At 62.6% G+C, this 19,984-nt stretch carries 18 protein-coding genes; all 18 read right to left on the reverse strand.

Annotated features, from left to right (window positions below; all coding sequences use genetic code 11):
• Positions 1-28 precede the first annotated feature (28 nt).
• The 18 genes from nuoI to N5J71_RS09885 all read right to left on the reverse strand — a co-directional run bounded on the left by nuoI (position 29) and on the right by N5J71_RS09885 (position 19,966).
• The gene (gene nuoI / locus N5J71_RS09800) at positions 29-577 is read right to left on the reverse strand and encodes an NADH-quinone oxidoreductase subunit NuoI (protein ID WP_036999418.1); all 549 of its coding nucleotides are present in this window, start codon (positions 575-577) and stop codon (positions 29-31) included.
• 13 nt (positions 578-590) lie between these two features.
• Entirely contained in the window at positions 591-1,583 is a 993-nt protein-coding gene (gene nuoH, locus N5J71_RS09805; protein WP_112211260.1) for an NADH-quinone oxidoreductase subunit NuoH, read from the reverse strand.
• A complete protein-coding gene (gene nuoG / locus N5J71_RS09810; RefSeq protein ID WP_279916779.1) occupies positions 1,580-4,303 on the reverse strand; it encodes an NADH-quinone oxidoreductase subunit NuoG in 2,724 nt (907 codons plus the stop codon). The genes nuoH and nuoG overlap by 4 nt, the downstream gene beginning before the upstream one ends.
• A gap of 58 nt (positions 4,304-4,361) precedes the next feature.
• Positions 4,362-5,708, reverse strand: coding sequence for an NADH-quinone oxidoreductase subunit NuoF (gene nuoF / locus N5J71_RS09815; RefSeq protein ID WP_084341886.1), 1,347 nt, complete (start codon positions 5,706-5,708; stop codon positions 4,362-4,364).
• Complete coding sequence (gene nuoE / locus N5J71_RS09820; protein ID WP_278621157.1) at positions 5,705-6,205, reverse strand: NADH-quinone oxidoreductase subunit NuoE; 501 nt, start codon at positions 6,203-6,205, stop codon at positions 5,705-5,707. The genes nuoF and nuoE overlap by 4 nt, the downstream gene beginning before the upstream one ends.
• The gene (gene nuoC / locus N5J71_RS09825) at positions 6,202-7,983 is read right to left on the reverse strand and encodes an NADH-quinone oxidoreductase subunit C/D (RefSeq protein ID WP_003460468.1); all 1,782 of its coding nucleotides are present in this window, start codon (positions 7,981-7,983) and stop codon (positions 6,202-6,204) included. The genes nuoE and nuoC overlap by 4 nt, the downstream gene beginning before the upstream one ends.
• Before the next feature lie 63 nt (positions 7,984-8,046).
• The gene (locus N5J71_RS09830; protein WP_003460467.1) at positions 8,047-8,724 is read right to left on the reverse strand and encodes a NuoB/complex I 20 kDa subunit family protein; all 678 of its coding nucleotides are present in this window, start codon (positions 8,722-8,724) and stop codon (positions 8,047-8,049) included.
• A 10-nt stretch (positions 8,725-8,734) separates the two neighbouring features.
• Entirely contained in the window at positions 8,735-9,148 is a 414-nt protein-coding gene (locus N5J71_RS09835) for an NADH-quinone oxidoreductase subunit A (protein ID WP_116618747.1), read from the reverse strand.
• A gap of 582 nt (positions 9,149-9,730) precedes the next feature.
• Positions 9,731-11,326, reverse strand: a complete 1,596-nt coding sequence (locus N5J71_RS09840) for an isocitrate lyase (RefSeq protein WP_003460464.1) — start codon at positions 11,324-11,326, stop codon at positions 9,731-9,733.
• A 560-nt stretch (positions 11,327-11,886) separates the two neighbouring features.
• A complete protein-coding gene (locus N5J71_RS09845; RefSeq protein WP_003460463.1) occupies positions 11,887-12,696 on the reverse strand; it encodes a secretin N-terminal domain-containing protein in 810 nt (269 codons plus the stop codon).
• Positions 12,693-13,334 (reverse strand): DUF7931 domain-containing protein, encoded by a 642-nt coding sequence (locus N5J71_RS09850; RefSeq protein ID WP_003460460.1) that lies wholly within the window; start codon positions 13,332-13,334, stop codon positions 12,693-12,695. Before N5J71_RS09850 ends, N5J71_RS09845 begins: the two co-directional genes overlap by 4 nt.
• Before the next feature lie 8 nt (positions 13,335-13,342).
• Complete coding sequence (locus N5J71_RS09855; protein ID WP_003460453.1) at positions 13,343-13,768, reverse strand: GNAT family N-acetyltransferase; 426 nt, start codon at positions 13,766-13,768, stop codon at positions 13,343-13,345.
• Positions 13,761-14,927, reverse strand: coding sequence for a ribosomal protein uL16 3-hydroxylase (locus tag N5J71_RS09860; RefSeq protein ID WP_003460451.1), 1,167 nt, complete (start codon positions 14,925-14,927; stop codon positions 13,761-13,763). The genes N5J71_RS09855 and N5J71_RS09860 overlap by 8 nt, the downstream gene beginning before the upstream one ends.
• Positions 14,928-15,148: 221 nt before the next feature.
• On the reverse strand, positions 15,149-16,519 hold the full coding sequence (purB, locus tag N5J71_RS09865) for an adenylosuccinate lyase (protein WP_074858419.1): 1,371 nt from the start codon (positions 16,517-16,519) through the stop codon (positions 15,149-15,151).
• 148 nt (positions 16,520-16,667) lie between these two features.
• On the reverse strand, positions 16,668-17,531 hold the full coding sequence (locus N5J71_RS09870; RefSeq protein WP_003460444.1) for a DMT family transporter: 864 nt from the start codon (positions 17,529-17,531) through the stop codon (positions 16,668-16,670).
• 2 nt (positions 17,532-17,533) lie between these two features.
• Positions 17,534-18,154: a high frequency lysogenization protein HflD gene (gene hflD, locus N5J71_RS09875; RefSeq protein ID WP_055985572.1), complete on the reverse strand. Its 621-nt coding sequence runs from the start codon at positions 18,152-18,154 to the stop codon at positions 17,534-17,536.
• Complete coding sequence (mnmA, locus tag N5J71_RS09880; RefSeq protein WP_003460441.1) at positions 18,151-19,263, reverse strand: tRNA 2-thiouridine(34) synthase MnmA; 1,113 nt, start codon at positions 19,261-19,263, stop codon at positions 18,151-18,153. Before mnmA ends, hflD begins: the two co-directional genes overlap by 4 nt.
• 262 nt (positions 19,264-19,525) lie before the next feature.
• Positions 19,526-19,966: an NUDIX hydrolase gene (locus tag N5J71_RS09885; RefSeq protein ID WP_003460440.1), complete on the reverse strand. Its 441-nt coding sequence runs from the start codon at positions 19,964-19,966 to the stop codon at positions 19,526-19,528.
• Positions 19,967-19,984: the final 18 nt, after the last annotated feature.

Raw genomic sequence — 19,984 nt, forward strand, 5'->3', positions numbered from 1 at the left:
ACAGGGCGGGAAAACCCATGACCTTGGCTCATGGCAGCAAGCTCTTGACGTTGATCGGCTCGGCCTCGTTCTGCGCGGCGCCCTTGGGCTTGCCGGCGATGGCCATACCGGCAACGCGGTAGAAGTTGTAGTCCGGGTTCTTGCCGGGGCCGCTGATCAGCAGGTCTTCCTTCTCGTACACCAGATCCTGACGCTTGAACTCGCCCATCTCGAAATCGGGGGTGAGCTGGATCGCGGTGGTTGGGCAGGCTTCCTCGCACAGGCCGCAGAAGATGCAGCGCGAGAAGTTAATGCGGAAGAACTCCGGGTACCAGCGACCGTCGTCGGTTTCCGCCTTCTGCAGCGAGATGCAGCCCACCGGGCAGGCCACGGCGCACAGGTTGCAGGCCACGCAGCGTTCCTCGCCGTCGGGGTCGCGGGTCAGGACGATGCGGCCACGGTAGCGAGGCGGCAGGTAGACCGCCTCTTCCGGGTATTGCAGGGTGTCGCGCTTGCGAAAGCCATGGCTGAAGACCATGGCCAGGCTGCGCAGTTGGGTGCCGGTACCGACCAGCACGTCCCATATGTATTTGAACATTCTGTGGTTCTCCTTACTGGGCCGTGGCCAGCACTACGGCGCCGGTCACCAGCAGGTTGATCAGGGTCAGCGGCAGGCAGAACTTCCAGCTGAAGGCCATGACCTGGTCATAGCGCGGGCGTGGGATCGACGCGCGCAGCAGGATGAAGATCATGATGAAGAAGGCCGTTTTCAGCGCGAACCAGAAGAACGGAATCTGCGGCAGGATGCCGAACGGGCCGTGCCAGCCACCGAAGAACAGGGTTACCAGCAGCGCCGATACGGTGACGATGGCCACGTACTCGCCAACGAAGAACATGCCCCATTTCATCCCGGCGTATTCGATGTGGTAACCATCGGCCAGCTCCTGCTCGGCTTCCGGTTGGTCGAACGGGTGACGGTGGGTCACCGCAACGGCAGCGATGAAGAAGGTACAGAAGCCGAAGAACTGCGGAATGATGAACCACAGGTTCTGCGCCTGGTAATCGACGATGTCGCGCATGTTGAACGAGCCGACCTGCGCCACCACGCCCATCAGCGCCAGGGCCAGGAACACTTCGTAGGACACCGTTTGCGCCGAAGCACGCAGGGCACCGAGCAGGGCGAACTTGTTGTTGCTTGCCCAGCCAGCAAACAGCACGGCATAGACCGAAAGACCCGCCATGGCGAAGAAGAACAGGATGCCGATGTTCAAGTCCGCCACGCCCCAGGTCGGGGTGATGGGGATGATGGCGAAGGCCATCAGCATCGCCGAGAAGGCGATCATCGGTGCCAGGATGAAGATGAACTTGTCGGCGAACGGCGGCGTCCAGTCCTCCTTGAAGAACATCTTGATCATGTCGGCGGCGATCTGGAACATGCCGAACGGCCCCACACGGTTGGGGCCGTAGCGATCCTGCCACCAGCCGAGCAGACGGCGCTCGATGAAGCTCAGCAGCGCGCCGCAGACCACCACCACCAGCAGGATGACGATGGCCTTGAGCACCGCGATGACGATCTCGATCAGTTCGGGCGTCAACCAGCTCATTGCGCGGCCTCCTGCAGCAGGGTCACGCTGGCGCCGGCGAGTGTCGCCGGAATGCCTGGCAAACCAACCGGCAGGCCGACCAGGCCAACGGCCAGATCATCACGCACCTGCAGCGGCAGGTGCAGCGCCTGGCCGTTGACGCGCAGGGCCAGCAGGGCACCGTCGTTCACGCCCAGACGTGCCGCTTCATCGCGGGCCAGGGCCACGTAGGATTCAGGCATGCGTTCCTGAATCGGTTTGGCGCGCGCGGAGTTTTCCTCGCTGCCGAACAGGTGGTGCAGCGGCGCCACCTGCCAGGTGCCGGCTGCCGGGTTGAACGCGGCGTTCACGGCGAACCAGGGCAGGGCGTTGCCGGCAGCTTCCAGCAGGCGCACGCCGGGGTCGCCGGCACGCAGATGACCACCGACCTCGTCCTGGAACTTGTTCCAGGCCTGCGGTGAGTTCCAGCCCGGCGACCAGGCGAACGGAATCTGCTGCCGGTCTTCCTTGCTGCCGGCGTAGCCTTCCATGGAGAAGGCGAAGGCGCTGTCCTGATCCTGCGGCTGACGCGGTTCATGCACGCTGATATTGGCGCGCATGGCGGTGCGGCCGCTGTAGCGGTGTGGCTCGCGGGCCAGCTTGAGGCCCTTGATGCGGAACGAGGCGCTAGGCGCGGCGTCCTTGATCCCTGCCAACAGCGGGTTGCTGGCAGCGCAGGCTGCGGTGACCTGATCCAGCTGCGTCCAGTCAACGGCCTTGCCTTGCAGGGTGCTGTGCAGCGCGTGCAGCCAGCGCCAGCCTTCGCGGATCAGAATGCCGGCGTCGTAGTAGCTCGGCTCATAGACCTGGAAGAAGCGCTGGGCGCGGCCCTCGAGGCTGACCAGGGTGCCGTCGCCTTCGGCGAAGGAGGCCACTGGCAGCAGCAGGTGGGCGCGTTCGCTGGTGGCGGTGCGCTGGTGATCGGCGACGATCACCGCCTGTGCGGCGCTGAGCGCGGCGTCAACCTTGGCGGCATCGGCGCGGCGGTACAGGTCGTTTTCCAGCACGATCACGGCATCGGCCTGGCCGCCACTCAGGGCTTCCAGCGCAGCATCTACGGACTCGCCGCCCTGCTCTTTATCCAGAAGCAGTGCCAGGCCCAGGCTGTTGGCTTCCGGTACCACCAGGCTCAGCGAGCCGTTCTTCTCACGGTTCTTCAGCGCGCTGGCGATATTGGCGGCGGCTTCGATCAGGGCTTTGTCGCCCAGCGAGGCGCCGGAGACGATCAGCGGGCGTTGGGCTGCCAGCAGGGCGTCGGCGATGCGCTGTACCAGCGCTTGCGCCTCGGCTTCCAGACCGTCGACGGCTGGGGCGCTCGGGTCGATGGCATGAGCCACGGCGAAACCGATGCGAGCCAGGTCAGCCGGCGCGGCGTGCACGCTTTCGGCGGCCACGTCGTCCAGGCGGGTTTCCGTGACGCTGGCGATAAACAGCGGGTGACGAGCGTGCTGGGCGACGTTCTGCACGGCGGCCATGTGCCAGTCCTGAATGCGCGCGCCGGCAGCGATCTCGGTGGCCTTGCCCTTGACCGCCTGGCGCAGGGCCAGGGCCAGGCGTGCGGCGGTCTGGGTCAGGTCTTCGCCGAGGACGAAGATGGCGTCGTGCAGCTCGACATCGCGCAGGGTCGGGGTCGGCAGTGGGCCGTTCTGCAGGATGTCGCGGATCAGGCGGATATTGGCCAGTTCGCCAGCGGCGATGCCGCTATAGAAGTTGCTGGCGCCCACCAGTTCGCGCAGAGCGAAGTTGGATTCCAGGCTGGCGCGCGGCGAGCCAATGCCGATCACGCGCTTGCCCTTGAGCAGCTCGGCGGCCTTGTCCAGCGCGGCATCGATGCCGACGGCCTGGCCGGCCAGCAGCGGCTGACGCGGGCGATCCGCATTGTTGACGTAGCCATAGCCGAAGCGGCCACGGTCACAGAGGAAGTACTGGTTCACCGAGCCGTTGAAGCGGTTCTCGATACGGCGCAGCTCGCCGTAGCGCTCGCCGGGGCTGATGTTGCAGCCGCTGGAGCAGCCGTGGCAGATGCTCGGGGCGAATTGCATGTCCCACTTGCGGTTGTAGCGTTCGGAGTGGGTCTTGTCGGTGAATACGCCGGTCGGGCAGACCTCCACCAGGTTGCCGGAGAACTCGCTTTCCAGCGTGCCGTCTTCGACGCGGCCGAAGTACACATTGTCATGCGCGCCGTAGACGCCCAGGTCGGTGCCGCCGGCGTAATCCTTGTAGTAGCGCACGCAGCGGTAGCAGGCGATGCAGCGGTTCATCTCGTGGGCGATAAACGGGCCCAACTCTTGGTTTTGATGAGTCCGCTTGGTAAAGCGGTAGCGCCGGGCGTTGTGCCCCGTCATCACCGTCATGTCCTGCAAGTGGCAGTGGCCACCTTCCTCGCAAACCGGGCAGTCGTGCGGGTGGTTGATCATCAGCCATTCGACGACGCTGGCGCGGAACGCCTTGGACTCCTCGTCGTCGATGCTGATCCAGGTGTTGTCGGTGGCAGGCGTCATGCAGGACATGACGATACGACCACGGGTGTCGTTCTCGTCGTTGTACTGCTTGACCGCGCACTGGCGGCAGGCGCCGACGCTGCCAAGCGCCGGGTGCCAGCAGAAGTAGGGGATATCGAGTCCAAGGGACAGGCAGGCCTGCAGGAGGTTGTCTGCACCATCGACTTCGAAATCTTTGCCGTCTACGTGGATAGTGGCCATTTCTTCAGTCTTCGTTTACCCGCTTCAGAAAAGCGGCTGGCTAAGGGAATTCGTCTGTTCAGCTCGCTCTTGCCGGCATGCGGGGCGTGGTCGCCACCTTGGCCACACCGGCCTCGAACTCTTTACGGAAATATTTGATGGCACTGCCCAACGGCTCCACGGCGCCTGGCGCGTGAGCACAGAAGGTTTTGCCCGGGCCGAGGAAGTTGACAAGGCCGAGCAGGGTGGCGATGTCCTCGCGTGTGCCTTCGCCCCGCTCCAGTGCACGAAGGATCTTCACGCTCCACGGCAGGCCGTCGCGGCACGGCGTGCACCAGCCGCAGGACTCGCGGGCGAAGAACTCTTCCATGTTGCGCAGCAGCGACACCATGTTGATCGAGTCGTCGACCGCCAGCGCCAGACCAGTGCCCATACGGGTGCCGACCTTGCCGATGCCGCCGGCGTACATCTGCGCCTCGAGGTGCTCGGGCAGCAGGAAGCCGGTGCCGGCGCCGCCCGGCTGCCAGCATTTGAGCTGGTAACCATCGCGCATGCCGCCGGCGTAGTCCTCGAACAATTCGCGCGCCGTAATGCCGAACGGCAGTTCCCACAGGCCGGGGTTCTTCACCTTCCCGGAGAAGCCCATCAGCTTGGTGCCGTGGTCTTCGCTGCCCGGGCGGGCCAGGCCCTTGTACCAGTCCACACCCTGGCCGACGATGGCCGGCACGTTGCACAGGGTTTCGACGTTATTGACGCAGGTCGGCTTGCCCCAGACGCCAACGGCCGCGGGGAAGGGCGGTTTGGCGCGCGGATTGGCGCGGCGGCCCTCCAGCGAGTTGATCAGCGCGGTTTCTTCGCCGCAGATGTAGCGGCCCGCGCCGGTATGCACGAACAGCTCGAAATCGAAGCCGCTGCCAAAAATGTTCTTGCCGAGCAGGCCGGCGGCCTTGGCTTCATCGATAGCGCGGTTGAGGTTGGCTGCGGCGTCGACGTACTCGCCACGCAGGAAGATGTAGCCGCGATAGGCCTTCAGTGCGCGCGCGGAGATCAGCATGCCTTCCACCAGCAGGTGGGGCAGCTGTTCCATCAGCATGCGGTCTTTCCAGGTGTTGGGCTCCATTTCGTCCGCGTTGCACAGCAGATAGCGGATGTTCATGGATTCGTCAGCCGGCATCAGGCCCCACTTCACCCCGGTGGGGAAGCCTGCGCCGCCACGGCCCTTGAGGCCGGATTCCTTGACGGTCTGCACGATGTCGGCCTGGGCCATTTCGGTCAGTGCCTTGCGTGCGGCCGCGTAGCCGTTCTTCTGCTGGTATTCCTGCAGCCATACTGGCTGGGCGTCGTCACGCAGGCGCCAGGTCAGCGGATGAGTTTCTTCACTGCGGGTAATGCGGTTGGCTGGGCCGATGGAGGTCAGGGTCTTCATTTGTAGTCCTTCAGCAGCTTGGCGACGCCGTCAGGTTGGACATCGCCGAAGGTGTCGTCGTCGATCATCACCGCAGGAGCCTTGTCGCAGTTGCCCAGGCAGCACACCGGCAGCAGGGTGAAACGCTCATCGCTGGTGGTCTGACCAAGACCGATGCCGAGTTGCTTCTGCATTTCACTGACCACCGACTCATGGCCGCCGATGTAGCAGGTCATGCTGTCGCACACGCGAATCACGTGGCGGCCGACGGGCTGACGGAAGATCTGGCTGTAGAAGGTGGCCACGCCCTCGACGTCGCTGGCAGGAATGCCGAGAATTTCGCCAATGGCGTCAGCGGCGCCGTCCGGCACCCAGCCGCGTTGCTTCTGCACGATCTTCAGCGCTTCGATGCTGGCGGCGCGCGGGTCTTCGTAGTGATGCATCTCGTGCTCGATGGCCGAGCGCTCGGTTTCGCTGAGGGTGAAACGGTCGGTCTGAATTAGCGTGCTCATGATCAGCGGTCCACGTCGGCCATGACGAAGTCGATACTGCCCAGATAGGCGATCAGATCCGCCACCATGCTGCCGCGAATCACCGAAGGGATCTGCTGCAGGTGGGCGAAGCTGGGGGTACGAATCCGGGTGCGGTAGCTCATGGTGCTGCCGTCGCTCGTCAGGTAGTAGCTGTTGATGCCCTTGGTCGCCTCGATCATCTGGAAGGCTTCGTTGGCCGGCATGACCGGGCCCCAGGAAACCTGCAGGAAGTGAGTGATCAGGGTTTCGATGTGCTGCAGCGTGCGCTCTTTCGGCGGCGGCGTGGTCAGCGGATGGTCGGCCTTGTACGGGCCTTCCGGCATGTTCTTCAGGCACTGGTCGATGATGCGGATGCTCTGGCGCATCTCTTCCACACGCACCATGCAGCGGTCGTAGGCATCGCCATTGGCTGCCAGCGGTACCTCGAAATCGAAGTGCTCGTAGCCGGAGTAGGGGCGCGCCTTGCGCAGGTCGAAGTCGCAACCGGTGGCGCGCAGGCCGGCACCGGTGGTGCCCCACTCGAGCGCTTCCTTGGTGTTGTACTGCGCCACGCCGATGGTACGGGCCTTGAGGATGCTGTTCTTCAGCGCGGCCTTCTCGTATTCGTCGAGGCGCTTGGGCAGCCAGTCGACGAATTCCTTGACCAGCTTGTCCCAACCGCGCGGCAGGTCATGGGCGACGCCGCCGATGCGGTACCAGGCCGGGTGCAGGCGGAAGCCGGTGATGGCTTCGATCACCTTGTAGGCGCGCTGGCGGTCGGTGAAGGTGAAGAACACCGGGGTCATGGCGCCGACGTCCTGGATATAGGTGCCGAGGAACAGCAGGTGACTGGTGATGCGGAAGAACTCGGCGAGCATGACGCGGATGAAGTCGACACGGGCCGGCACCTTGATACCGGCGAGTTTCTCCACCGAGAGCACATAGGGCAGGTTGTTCATCACCCCGCCGAGGTAGTCGATGCGGTCGGTGTAGGGGATGAAGCTGTGCCAGCTCTGCCGTTCGGCCATCTTCTCGGCGCCACGGTGGTGGTAGCCGATTTCCGGCACGCAATCGACGATCTCTTCACCGTCGAGCTGCAGGATGATACGGAATGCGCCGTGGGCGGACGGGTGGTTAGGGCCGAGGTTGAGGAACATGTAGTCCTCGTGCTCACCGCCGCGCTTCATGCCCCAGTCTTCGGGGTTGAAGCGCGCGGCTTCTTCCTCGAGCTGTTGCTTGGCCAGGGTCAGGCTGAATGGATCGAATTCGGTGGCGCGCGCCGGGTAGTCCTTGCGCAGCGGGTGACCTTCCCAGGTCGGCGGCATCATGATCCGGCTCAGGTGCGGGTGGCCGGTGAAGGTGATGCCGTACAGATCCCAGACTTCGCGCTCGTACCAGTTGGCGTTGGGCCAGATGCCGGTGGCGGTGGGCAGGTTGAGGTCGCGCTCGGACAGGGCGACCTTGATCATCACGTCGCTATTACGCTCCAGCGACATCAGGTGATAGAACACCGTGAAGTCGGCGTCCGGCAGGCCGCGACGTTGGGTGCGCAGGCGCTCGTCGACGCCATGCAGGTCATAGAGCATCACGTAGGGGCGCGGCAGGTTGCGCAGGCAGGTGAGCACTTCGATGAGGCGCTCACGGGCGACCCAAAGCACCGGCATGCCGGTGCGGGTCGCTTGCAGGGTGAAACTGTCGTCGCCAAAGCGGGCGCGCAGTTCGGCGACGACGTCCTGGTCGTCAGCCTTGTAAGGCGGTATGGACACAACGGTGTCTTGAGTCATGGTCTCGGTCGCTGTCGATCAACGTAGAAAGTGGGCGTGACGCTTGCGCAGGCAAGCATCAGCTCAGACTTCGTCGGGGCTACGCAGGTTGGTAACGGCGATTCGCTGCTCGCGTCGCTGTTCCTTCTGCGAAGGCATTTCGGCACGGTAGATGCCTTGATCGCCAACGACCCAGGATAGCGGGCGGCGCTCCTGGCCGATGGATTCCTGCAGCAGCATCAAGCCTTGCAGGAACGCCTCGGGGCGGGGCGGGCAGCCGGGAATATAGACGTCCACGGGGAGGAACTTGTCCACGCCCTGAACGACCGAGTAGATGTCGTACATGCCGCCGGAGTTGGCGCATGAACCCATGGAAATGACCCACTTGGGCTCCAGCATCTGCTCGTAGAGACGCTGGATGACCGGCGCCATCTTGATAAAGCAGGTGCCGGCAATGACCATGAAGTCAGCCTGACGGGGTGATGCGCGAATGACTTCCGCACCGAAACGCGCCACGTCATGCGGGGCGGTGAAGGCGGTGGTCATTTCCACATAGCAGCAGGACAGGCCGAAGTTGTACGGCCACAAGGAATTCTTGCGCCCCCAGTTGACCGCGCCGTTAAGCACGTCCGAGAGCTTGCCCATGTAGATGTTCTTGTGAACCTGATCCTCTAGCTGCGGGTCGGAGACGACCTCCCGCTGGCCGATCGGATACGCCTCGTTGGGCGCATTCGGGTCGACCCGAGTAAGTTTGTATTGCATCGCCAAAGCCTCATTGTTTCAGCTTCGCCTGCCGTTCACGACGTCCCTGAGGAGCCCAATCGAGCGCCCCGATACGCCAAAGATAGACAAGACCTGCCAACAGAATTGCTATGAAAACTGTAGCTTCGATCAGGCCCGCCCAGCCGCTTTCGCGTACCGAGACTGCCCAAGCGAAGAGATAGAGGGCTTCAACGTCGAAGATCACGAAGAGCATCGCGACCAGATAGAACTTGGCTGACAGGCGCAGACGCGCGCTGCCGGTAGGAAGCATGCCCGACTCGAAAGGCTCGTTCTTGCTACGTCCCCAGGCTTTGCTGCCGAGCAGACTGGAAACGCCGAGCATGAAGGCGATGAGCCCGCAGACACCCAGCAAGAAAACAGCGAAGGCCCAGTTCTGGGGCATGGTGGTTACCGCATCAGGCATGCCGGTACTCCTGAAACTCAAGGAACGGCTTGTATTTGGTTAGCTGACAAGCACCGTCAAGGGTGCTGATGCAAAGTGTGTATACAATACTATGTGTATGCCGACTGTAAGTAAATTCTTCAAAGAAAATTATTCCTGCATTTTCATCACTATTGCCAGGTTTTTGCCTGAATTGTCGCATCGCTGTAATTGCGCTGCAGGCCATGCAGGTCGGCGCTTCTGGACTATGGCTGATGGCTTTGTTCTGGCAATCCGTGGCGCCCATTCATCCGGCTAATCTGCCTCATTTTGCTGGGTGATGCGCCTCGGCAAGATGAGTAATTGTCTGCCACTTTGGTATTGGGGCGACGGCAGCAGGCATTGACTTAAATTCTCTTGATGTATCTCTCCGCCTGCAGCTCTGCCTCAAGGTTTATCGGGCCTTTGGCATTTACTCGCCCATCCTGTCTTGGGGATATGCCAAGGCTGCGCCCTGTTTGGCTGAAGCGGTTTATCGCGCAAGTAAAAAAAGCCCCGGCAAGCCGGGGCGGATTAGGCAAGCAGGCTGCTGCGGATGCGTGGTCCGCAGCAGGGGAACCGTTCTTAGTGGAACTGGTTCATGGTGTTGTCTTTACCGCTCGCTTTCAGAGCGGCTTCGCCAGCGAAGTACTCCTTGTGGGTGTCGCCGATGTCCGAGCCAGCCATGTTCTGGTGCTTGACGCAGGCGATGCCCTGACGGATTTCCTCACGCTGTACGCCTTTCACGTAGGCCAGCATGCCCTGGTCGGCGAAGTAGCCCTTGGCCAGGTTGTCGGTCGACAGAGCGGCAGTGTGGTAGGTCGGCAGAGTGATCAGGTGGTGGAAGATGCCGGCGTGAGCGGAGCCGTCGCGCTGGAAGGTACGGATCTTCTCGTCAGCGATCTGGGCTAGTTCGGTATTGTCGTATTCGACGCTCATCAGTTTGGCGCGGTCGTAGGCGGAAACGTCCTTGCCTTCGGCAACCATGGCGTCGAACACTTGCTGGCGGAAGTTCAGGGTCCAGTTGAAGGACGGGCTGTTGTTGTAAACCAGCTTGGCGTTCGGGATGACTTCGCGGATGCGGTCAACCATGGCTTTGATCTGGCCAACGTGCGGCTTCTCGGTTTCGATCCACAGCAGGTCGGCGCCGTTCTGCAGGCTGGTGATGCAGTCCAGTACGCAGCGGTCTTCGCCGGTGCCAGCGCGGAACTGGAACAGGTTGGACGGCAGGCGCTTCGGACGCAGCAGCTTGCCTTCGCGGTTCAGAACGACGTCGCCGTTCTTCAGTTCGGCAGTGGACACTTCTTCGCAATCCAGGAAGGAGTTGTACAGGTCGCCCAGGTCGCCCGGCTGGTTGGTCACGGCGATCTGCTTGGTCAGGCCGGCACCCAGGGAGTCGGTACGAGCAACGATTACACCGTTGTCGATACCCAGTTCCAGGAAGGCGTAGCGAACGGCAGCGATCTTGGCGAGGAAGTCGGCATGTGGAACGGTAACTTTGCCGTCCTGGTGGCCGCACTGCTTCTCGTCGGATACCTGGTTTTCGATTTGGATGCAGCAGGCACCCGCTTCGATCATGCGCTTGGCCAGCAGGTAGGTGGCTTCCGGGTTACCGAAACCGGCATCGATGTCGGCGATGATCGGGACAATGTGCGTTTCGTAGTTGTCGATCTGGTTCTGGATCTCGGCAGCCTTGGCGTGGTCGCCAGCGTCGCGGGCAGCGTCCAGAGCGGTGAACAGCAGGTCCAGTTCGCGGCTGTCGGCCTGACGCAGGAAGGTGTACAGCTCTTCGATCAGGTCGGAGACGGCGGTCTTCTCGTGCATCGACTGATCCGGCAGCGGGCCGAACTCGGAACGCAGGGCAGCGACCATCCAGCCCGACAGGTAGAGGTAGCGCTTGTTGGTGCTCTTCAGGTGCTTCTTGATCGAAATCAGCTTCTGCTGACCGATGAAGCCGTGCCAGCAGCCCAGGGACTGGGTGTAGAGGGAGGAGTCGGCGTCGTACTCTTCCATGTCCTTGCGCATGATGTCAGCAGTGTACTGAGCGATTTCCAGACCGGTCTTGAAGCGGTTCTGAGCGCGCATACGGGCGACGGACTCGGGGTTGATAGCGCTCCAACTGCTGCCGAACTTCTCTTTCAGAGCGGCTACAGCCTTGATGTCGTTTTGATATGCGGACATGGTCAATCCTTCAAAAAAATGTGTTGGTTGAGCACCGACTACCCACGCAATGCGTGCACGGATGCAGCGGCTGCGGGAGGCTTCCACTTTGACGGCGAGAATACGGCTGGGGCGAGGATTGACCGCGAGGAGGGGGATGTGGCGAACAGTGCGAGAGCGTCGCGTGGGCCGTTTGGCTCGTGGAAACCTTGGGCACCTGCTGGGCTTTCGATCTGTCTGACGCTAAACGCTTCCCCGTCCCTCAGGACAACTTCGTTCCAGTCGCAACCTCGTCGTACGGCCTTGTGGGCTGTTGGGACACGGACCGGTGCGAAGTACTTCGCGGGCGGTCTGGAGATCCTTTTCAGGACCCCTGGCTAGCGGGAGCGAGGCCATCATGCCTCTGGGAAAATGCTTCGTCAAACGTTTTGTAGTGGTTTTTTAAAGCTACTACATATTCAGTAGGCGACTGGCTGGTCACGCTTGGCAGCCCATGGGTTGGGCGTTTCAGGCATTTCGCGGGTTGCGAGAGTTGTCCATCGTTCTTGCGAGGGAAAGGCATTCGACTTTGGTCGGGGGTGTCAGTCGATCGCTTCGACCTTAAGGCGCAGCGACATGTCCTCGCGGCCCTGGGTGGAGTGTCGACGCAACACGTCACGGCCGCTGGAGCTGGTTTCCTCGCTGACGCCGCCCAAGGTAATCCACTCGCCGAGACGACCGCTGACGCGCGTGTCGGTGCTTTGCACGTCGATCACGCCGGGGCGGCTGTTGCTGACGCGATCGCGCTGGCTGCTGATGGCCACGTGGACGAGTTCGCCAGAGAGGCTGGCTGTCACGTAAAAGCCCCGCGTCACGTCGCGATACTGGGTGTCCTGGTAAACCTGGCCGTACGGGCCGGTACTGGTGGTGGTCAGCGGCACGCTCTGACCGACCTGGATCAGCGCCGGATAGCCCTCGGTGGCCTGTACCTGCTGGGTGCCGCCACCACGGCTGTCGGTGCTGCGGCGGATGATGCGCACCTGGTCGCGACCGTTGACTTCGCCACGTCCGACCTGAACCTCGGCATTGCCGGCGCTGAGGGTGCCGTCGACGCGATAGCCGCGGTCGTTCTGGTAATTGCTGTCAGCGCTTTCGACGGTGATCAGCAGGCGCCGCGGGCGGGTGTCGAGTTGCTGCAGCAGCACGCGCACCTCGCCGATCTTGGCCGGTGACGCATTGACGATCAGTTGGTTGCCATAGGCACTGACCTTGCCCTCGTTACCGAGCATCGACTGCACCACGCCGAGTACGTCATCGGCAGTGCGGTAATTCAATGCGATTACCTCGGTGGCCGCTTGCAGCGGCAGGCACAGGCCGAGAAGCAGGGCGGCGAACAGCGTGCGCAGGGTCATAGCAGAAAGCTCCGCAGATCAGGGTCGGTGATGCTGGTATCCCAGGCCTGGTCGAACTGGGTTTGGCGTTGGCGCACGCGCGCCGGATCGTTGTACAGGGTGTAGCCGGATTGTTGATCGAGTTCAGGTCGCACGAACAGGCCCCTGTCATCGGCGATCAGGAAGACCAGTTCCTCGCTGGCATAGTCCGGATTGAGTTTGCGGATATGCAGGTTGGAGGACAGTCGGCGTGACAGGGCGAGCAGACGATGACCTTCCTTTACGGCACGGGTCGGGTCGCGCAGCAGAATGCGCAGGCGCGCCCGAGGACTACTCAGCAGGAACCGGGTGCAGGCCTGTTGCACGCTGCTGTGGTGATAGAGCCAGGGCTCCAGGTCATCGCTGTACAGGCACAGGCTGCGCTGGGCTTGCTGGATCAGCGCCAGGATGTGGGCGCGAGCCTGCTGGGGCTGGCTGAAACGCTCCAGGCGCTCGTGCTGGCCGAGTATGAACGGGGCCGGCTCCCATTGCGCCGCATCCGGCGTGATGGGTTCGGGGTTGTGCACGGCAAAACGCCCCGGCGACTCGAATTCGATGGCCGCCAGTTCAATGGGATCTGGCGTATCGATCGGTTCGACCGGGGCGTCTTTGTCGTTCATTTCGGTCTCTACTGGCTGCTGCGCACCATATCCACGTGCGGTATGCCGGCGTCGAGGTACTCGTCGCTGACAATCCTGAAGCCTAGCCTTTCATAGAACGGCGTGGCGTGCACCTGAGCGGTGAGCATTTGCTGATGCAGGCCGCGTTTTTCAGCTTCGGCAATCACCGCCTGCATCAGTTTTTCGCCCACTTTCAGGCCGCGCCAGTCCTTGAGCACCGAAACGCGACCGATATGGCCATCGGGCAGCAGGCGCGCGGTACCCACCGGGTAATCACCTTCCTCGGCGAGAAAGTGCACGGCGTCGGCATCCTCGGCGTCCCATTCCAGCTCCGGCGGTACCGATTGCTCGGCAACGAAAACGCTGTCGCGGATACGACGAAGCTCGGCATTGTCCCTATGCCAGTCCGCGACACGGACAGTGATCTCACTCATCGGCAAATCCCAGGCTGCCTTGCTTGACCAGTTCCCATAGCAGGGTACGCCCCTCGTCGTCGGCCAGCCAGGCGCCGAGGTTTTCCACATGTAACGCATCGGCGCTGCAGATCAGCTTCAACAGCTCGCGCAGGCGGGCGGAAACCAGGCGGCTCTGGCCGCTGGCGAACAGCACCAGGTCTTCGCCGACTTCCGACCAGGCCATGCGTGCGCTGGGGTTGCGAATGAGGATCGCGCCATCTTCCAGTGCGCCGAGGAAGTCCTCTTCCTCGATCTCGATGCCGGCAACTAGCTCCGGGTACTTGGGCTCGGTCATGAACTGGCCGAACCAGGTCATCAGCAGGCGTTCGTCACTCATGTGCTCGTTGAGCAGCGCCTTGAGGCGCTCCAGGGCGTCGCGCTGGATCTGGTTGGGATCCTCGCTCGGCTGGATGTCGGCATCGCTGTAACGCTCTTCGTCGGGCAGGAACTGGCCGAGGAAATCAGTGAAATGGGTCAGTACTTCGGCGGCGCTCGGCGCGCGGAAGCCCACAGAATAGGTCATGCAATCATCCTCAGCGGTGCCACAGTGGGCGAGGCAGGGCGGCAGGTAAAGCATGTCGCCGGGTGCCAACACCCATTCATCGGTTGGTTCGAATTGGGCCAGGATCTTCAGATCGGCGTGGGGGAGCAGCGGGCTGTCGGCATCGCACATCTGGCCAATCTGCCAGCGGCGATGGCCGTGAGCCTGCAGCAGGAATACGTCGTAGTTGTCGAAATGCGGGCCAACGCCGCCACCGGGGGCGGCGAAGCTGATCATCAGGTCGTCGATGCGCCATTTAGGCAGGAACTTGAAGTCTTCCAGCAGTTCGGCCACTTCCGGAACGAACTGATCGACGGCCTGCACCAGCAGCGTCCAGTCGCGCTCGGGCAGATCCTGGAAGCTGTCCTCGTTGAACGGGCCACGCTGCAGTTCCCAGGGACGCTCGCCATGCTCGATCACCAGGCGCGATTCGACTTCTTCCTCCAGCGCCAGGCCGGCCAGTTCGTCCGGGCTGATCGGGCTTTCGAAGTCGGGAATGGCCTGGCGCACCAGCAGCGGTTTTTTCTGCCAGTAGTCGCGCAAAAATTCACGGGCTGTGAGGCCGCCCAGCAATTGCAGCGGAGTATCAGGATTCATCAGTAAGCCCTTGAAATAGATAAAAACCTTAAAACAAAAACGCCCGGCTCAGCCGGGCGTCCTTGGCGGACTGTCAAAAAACGTAGGCGAGGCAGGCAAGACAAGGCAAAAGCGGCCGAAGAAGCGGAGTTTACGTGCTGTAAATGAGCATTCTGAGGCCGGTTTTAATGCAGTATTGCCAACGTAGGTAGTTTTTCGGCTGTCTGCCAGGCTGATCGCGCTTAGATCCGCTTGGCCTGGGCCACGGCGTTACCGATGTAGCGCGCCGGAGTCAGTTGCTTGAGCTCTTCCTTGGCGGCGGCAGGCATGTCCAGGCCGTCGATGAAGGCCAGCAGGGCCTCGGGGCTGATGCCCTTGCCGCGAGTCAGCTCTTTCAGCTTCTCGTACGGGTTCTCGATGGCGTAGCGACGCATGACGGTCTGGATCGGCTCGGCGAGCACTTCCCAGCAGGCATCCAGGTCTTCAGCAATTTTCTGAGCATTGAGCTCCAACTTGCTGATTCCCTTGAGGCTGGCTTCGTAAGCGATGACGCTGTGAGCGAAGCCGACACCCAGGTTACGCAGCACGGTGGAGTCGGTCAGGTCACGCTGCCAGCGGGAAATCGGCAGCTTGCTGGCCAGGTGCTGGAAGATCGCGTTGGCTATCCCTAAGTTGCCTTCGGAGTTCTCGAAGTCGATCGGGTTGACCTTGTGCGGCATGGTCGAGGAGCCGATCTCGCCGGCCACGGTCTTCTGCTTGAAGTAACCGAGGGAGATGTAGCCCCAGACGTCGCGGTCGAAGTCGATCAGGATGGTGTTGAAGCGAGCGATGGCGTCGAACAGCTCGGCGATGTAGTCGTGCGGCTCGATCTGGGTGGTGTAGGGGTTCCAGGTCAGGCCCAGGTCACCTTCGATGAACTGACGCGCGTTGGCTTCCCAGTCGATGCTCGGGTAGGCCGACAGGTGGGCGTTGTAGTTGCCCACGGCGCCGTTGATTTTGCCCAGCAGCGGCACGGCCGCGACCTGAGCGATCTGGCGCTCCAGGCGGTAGACGACGTTGGCCAGTTCCTTGCCAAGGGTGGTCGGCGAGGCCGGCTGGCCGTGGGTGCGCGAGAGCATCGGCACGTCAGCGAACTTCACTGCCAGTTCACGAATGGCGCCTGCCAGTTGCTTCATCAGCGGCAGCAGCACGCTGTCACGGCCTTCACGCAGCATCAGGGCGTGGGACAGGTTGTTGATGTCCTCGCTGGTGCAGGCGAAGTGGATGAACTCGCTGACCTTGTCCAGCTCCGGCAGCTTGGCAGCCTGTTCCTTAAGCAGGTATTCCACGGCCTTGACGTCGTGGTTGGTGGTGCGCTCGATTTCCTTGACGCGCTCGGCGTGCTCGACGGCGAAGTTCTCGGCCAGCTCGTTGAGCAGGGCGTTGGCTTCGGCGGAGAAGGGCGCGACTTCCGGGATGCCCTCGTGAGCGGCCAGGCGCTGCAGCCAGCGCACTTCGACCAGTACGCGGCTACGGATCAGACCGTATTCGCTGAAGATAGGGCGCAGGGCGCTGGTTTTGCCGGCGTAGCGGCCGTCGACGGGGGAAACCGCGGTGAGCGAGGAAAGCTGCATGTAGGCGTTCTCGGGCTGTCGGGCTGAAAAGTCATCCTGGATCGCTGTGCATCGCGCCGGCTTCGATGAAGCGGGCGCTAGCTCAGGTGCCTGGACGACCTCTGACGAAAAGGGCGCATATCATACATGAAAACCGGCGCTTGGCCGCCTATGCCCTGCGTCTTGCGACCGATAACAGACTGGCGGCAAAAATCAGCGCCGCGCCGAACAGCGACAGGGTGTCTGGCGTCTCGCCCCAGAGCAGCCAGGCAATGATGCCGGCGAAGACGATGGCCAGGTAAGCCACCGGACCGATCAGTCCCGGCGGCGCCAGGCCGTAGGCGCGTGACATGATCACCTGGCTGGCGGTGGCCAGCAGGCCGATGCCCAGCAGCCAGCCAAGCTGGTTGGCGTCCAGCGGCTGCCAGCTCCAGGTCAGCGGGATGGCGGAAAACAACGCGGAAAACAGCGAGAAATAGAAGACGATGCGTGTGGCCGGCTCGCTGTCGCTCATCTCTCGGATGGAGACGAAGGCAAAGGCCGCCAGCAGGCTGGCAGCCAGGCCGGCCAGGGCTGGCCCTTCGAATAATGCTGCGCTGGGTTTGGCTACCAGCAGTACGCCACACAAGCCAATCAGGCTGCTGATCAGCATGCGTCGGGTCAGTGGTTCCTTGAGCCAGATATGCGCGATCAGCGGAGTGAAGACGGGGGCCGAATAGGTGAACAGCATGGCGTCGGCCAATGGCAGATGGGCGATGGCATAAAAGAAGCAGTACATCGCCGCCAGGCCATAGGTGGTGCGCCACAGATGGGACTTCAGGCGGGTCGTGCGCAACGGGCGAATGCCGCGCACCAGCAGCAGCGGCAGGAAGAACAACACGCCGACCAGGTTGCGGAAGAACACCACCGACTCGTTGTTGACGCTGACGGAAATCTCGCGGATGCCGACTCCGGTGAAGGCAAACAGCAGCGCCGAGAGCGCCAGCAGCAGGGCACCCTGAAGGGGTTTGACGCTGCGGCTGGCGGGCTCCATGGTCAGTTTCGCGTCATGTCGTAGAGCGCTTTGAGCAGCTTGCCGCGACTGAATACCAACTGCCAGCGGTGGCCGCCGAGCTGACGCCAGAGGCGCGCCGAGCGGATGCCGGCGAGCAGCAGGGCGCGGATTTTCGCGGCGTTGTTCGGCTGCTGCAGGAAGCGCATGTCGCCGTGCACCTGAATGCGCTGGCGGAAGGTGCTGATGGTGTCCTGATACAGGCCGCCGCAGGCGGCGATGACGTTGTCATGGACCAGGCCAAAATGCTCGACCTGTTGCTGGATCTGATCCAGCCGGCTGCCCATCACCTGCAGCATGTCGCCGCGCTTGTCCAGTTGCCGCTCCAGGCCGATCATCGCCAGCGCATAGCGTAGGGGCTCGCGCTGCAAGGCAGACGGATTGCGCTCCAGCGAGCTGATCAGCGCGCGATAACCGTCACGCAGGTTGAGATCGTCGCCGCCGTATACGTCCAGCGTGCTTTTCGGGTCGCGCACCAGCAGGCTGCCGAGCATGCAGCCCATCGAGGCTTCGCTGACCTGGCCGGTGCGGGCGATCTTGTCGGCCAGCACTGCTGCTTCGAATACGGCGCCGAGGGCAACCAGTTGCTCCTGCAGCGGGCTCATCGGGCGTCCTCGTACCAGGCTTCTGCGGTTTCGATCACGCCGCCGCCGAGGCACACCTCGCCGTCGTAGAACACCACGGACTGACCCGGAGTGACGGCGCGCTGCGGCTCGTCGAACACGGCGCGATAGCCGGTCTCGGTCCTCTCCAGGGTGCAGTGCTGATCGTTCTGGCGGTAGCGCACCTTGGCGGTCAGGCGGCGCGGGCTGCTCAGATCCACTGGGTTGACCCAGTAGATTTCCGAGGCGAGCAGGGCGCGTGAGAACAGCCAGGGGTGTTCGTTGCCCTGGCCGACGATCAGTACGTTACGCGTTAGGTCCTTGCGCAGCACGTACCAGGGATCGTCGCTGGCGTCCTTGAGACCGCCGATGCCAAGCCCCTGGCGCTGGCCGATGGTGTGGTACATCAGGCCGTGATGGCGGCCGATGACCTGGCCCTCGGTGGTCTCGATGTCGCCTGGCTGGGCCGGCAGGTACTGTTTGAGAAAGTCACTGAAGCGACGCTCACCGATGAAGCAGATGCCGGTGGAGTCCTTCTTCTTCGCCGTGGCCAGCTCGTACTTCTCGGCGATGGCGCGTACCTGCGGCTTTTCCAGCTCGCCAACCGGGAACAGGGTCTTGGCGATCTGCTCGCCGCCGACGGCGTGCAGGAAGTAGCTCTGGTCCTTGTTAGGGTCGAGCCCCTTGAGCAGTTCGGTGCGACCATCGATATCGCGGCGACGCACATAGTGACCGGTGGCGATCAGGTCGGCACCGAGCGACAGGGCATAGTCGAGGAAGGCTTTAAACTTGATTTCACGGTTGCACAGGATGTCCGGGTTCGGCGTACGCCCGGCCTTGTATTCGGCCAGGAAGTGCTCGAACACGTTGTCCCAGTATTCGGCGGCGAAGTTGGCGGTGTGCAGCTTGATGCCGATGCGGTCGCATACGGCCTGGGCGTCGGCCAGGTCATCCATGGCGGTGCAGTATTCGGTGCCGTCGTCTTCGTCCCAGTTCTTCATGAACAGGCCTTCGACCTGGTAACCCTGCTCCATCAGCAGCAGGGCGGAAACGGACGAGTCGACGCCGCCGGACATGCCGACGATCACGCGTTGGGTGCTAGGTGCTTGCATAGGAATCTGCGAGTGAAGCCTTAAAAGTTGCCGAGTCTACCAGAAAGCCTGCCGCCCGTAGGGCGTACTCGGCTTTGGCTTCCTGCGTCGCTCTACCTCCTGCATCCATGCAGTCGTCGCGAAGCAGTACGCCGCTGGGTTTGTGTGGCGCTCAAGAGCGGCGGACTGCTCGCTTCGCTACGAGCGGCCGGCGTTCCGGTCCGCCCTGCGTCCTCATCTGGAACCGGTGAGCACGACATCCCCGGATCTCATTGGGCTACGCTTAGTCGCGCAGCAGCTCAAGCGGCCCGTTTACACCGGCCAGGTAATCGTCCACGCAGCGCAGTACCAGCTCGCTGCGCCAGCGCTCGGGCTGGGTGGCCAGCTCATCGCGGGTCAACCAGGTGATGCCGCTGATGTCGTTATCCAGCTCGCGCTCGGCGTCATGGCGCACGGGGCGTGCGCTGAAGCACACGCGCTGATAGGTCACGCCATTACTTGGTGCGGTATAGAGGTAGATGCCGAGCAGGGCGGTGAGCTCGACGTCCCAGCCGGTTTCCTCGAGCGTCTCGCGCAGTGCGGCTTCGCGTAGCGATTCATTGGCTTCCAGGTGCCCGGCCGGCTGGTTGAGTACCAGGCGGCCGGCCTTGACCTCTTCGACGAAGAGGAAACGGCCATCATCTTCGATCACCGTGGCCACGGTGATATGGGGTTGCCACTGCATTTTCAGTGCTCCAAAAAA

This window comes from Ectopseudomonas oleovorans (genome assembly GCF_029845265.1).
Taxonomy (GTDB): Bacteria; Pseudomonadota; Gammaproteobacteria; order Pseudomonadales; family Pseudomonadaceae; genus Aquipseudomonas; species Aquipseudomonas oleovorans.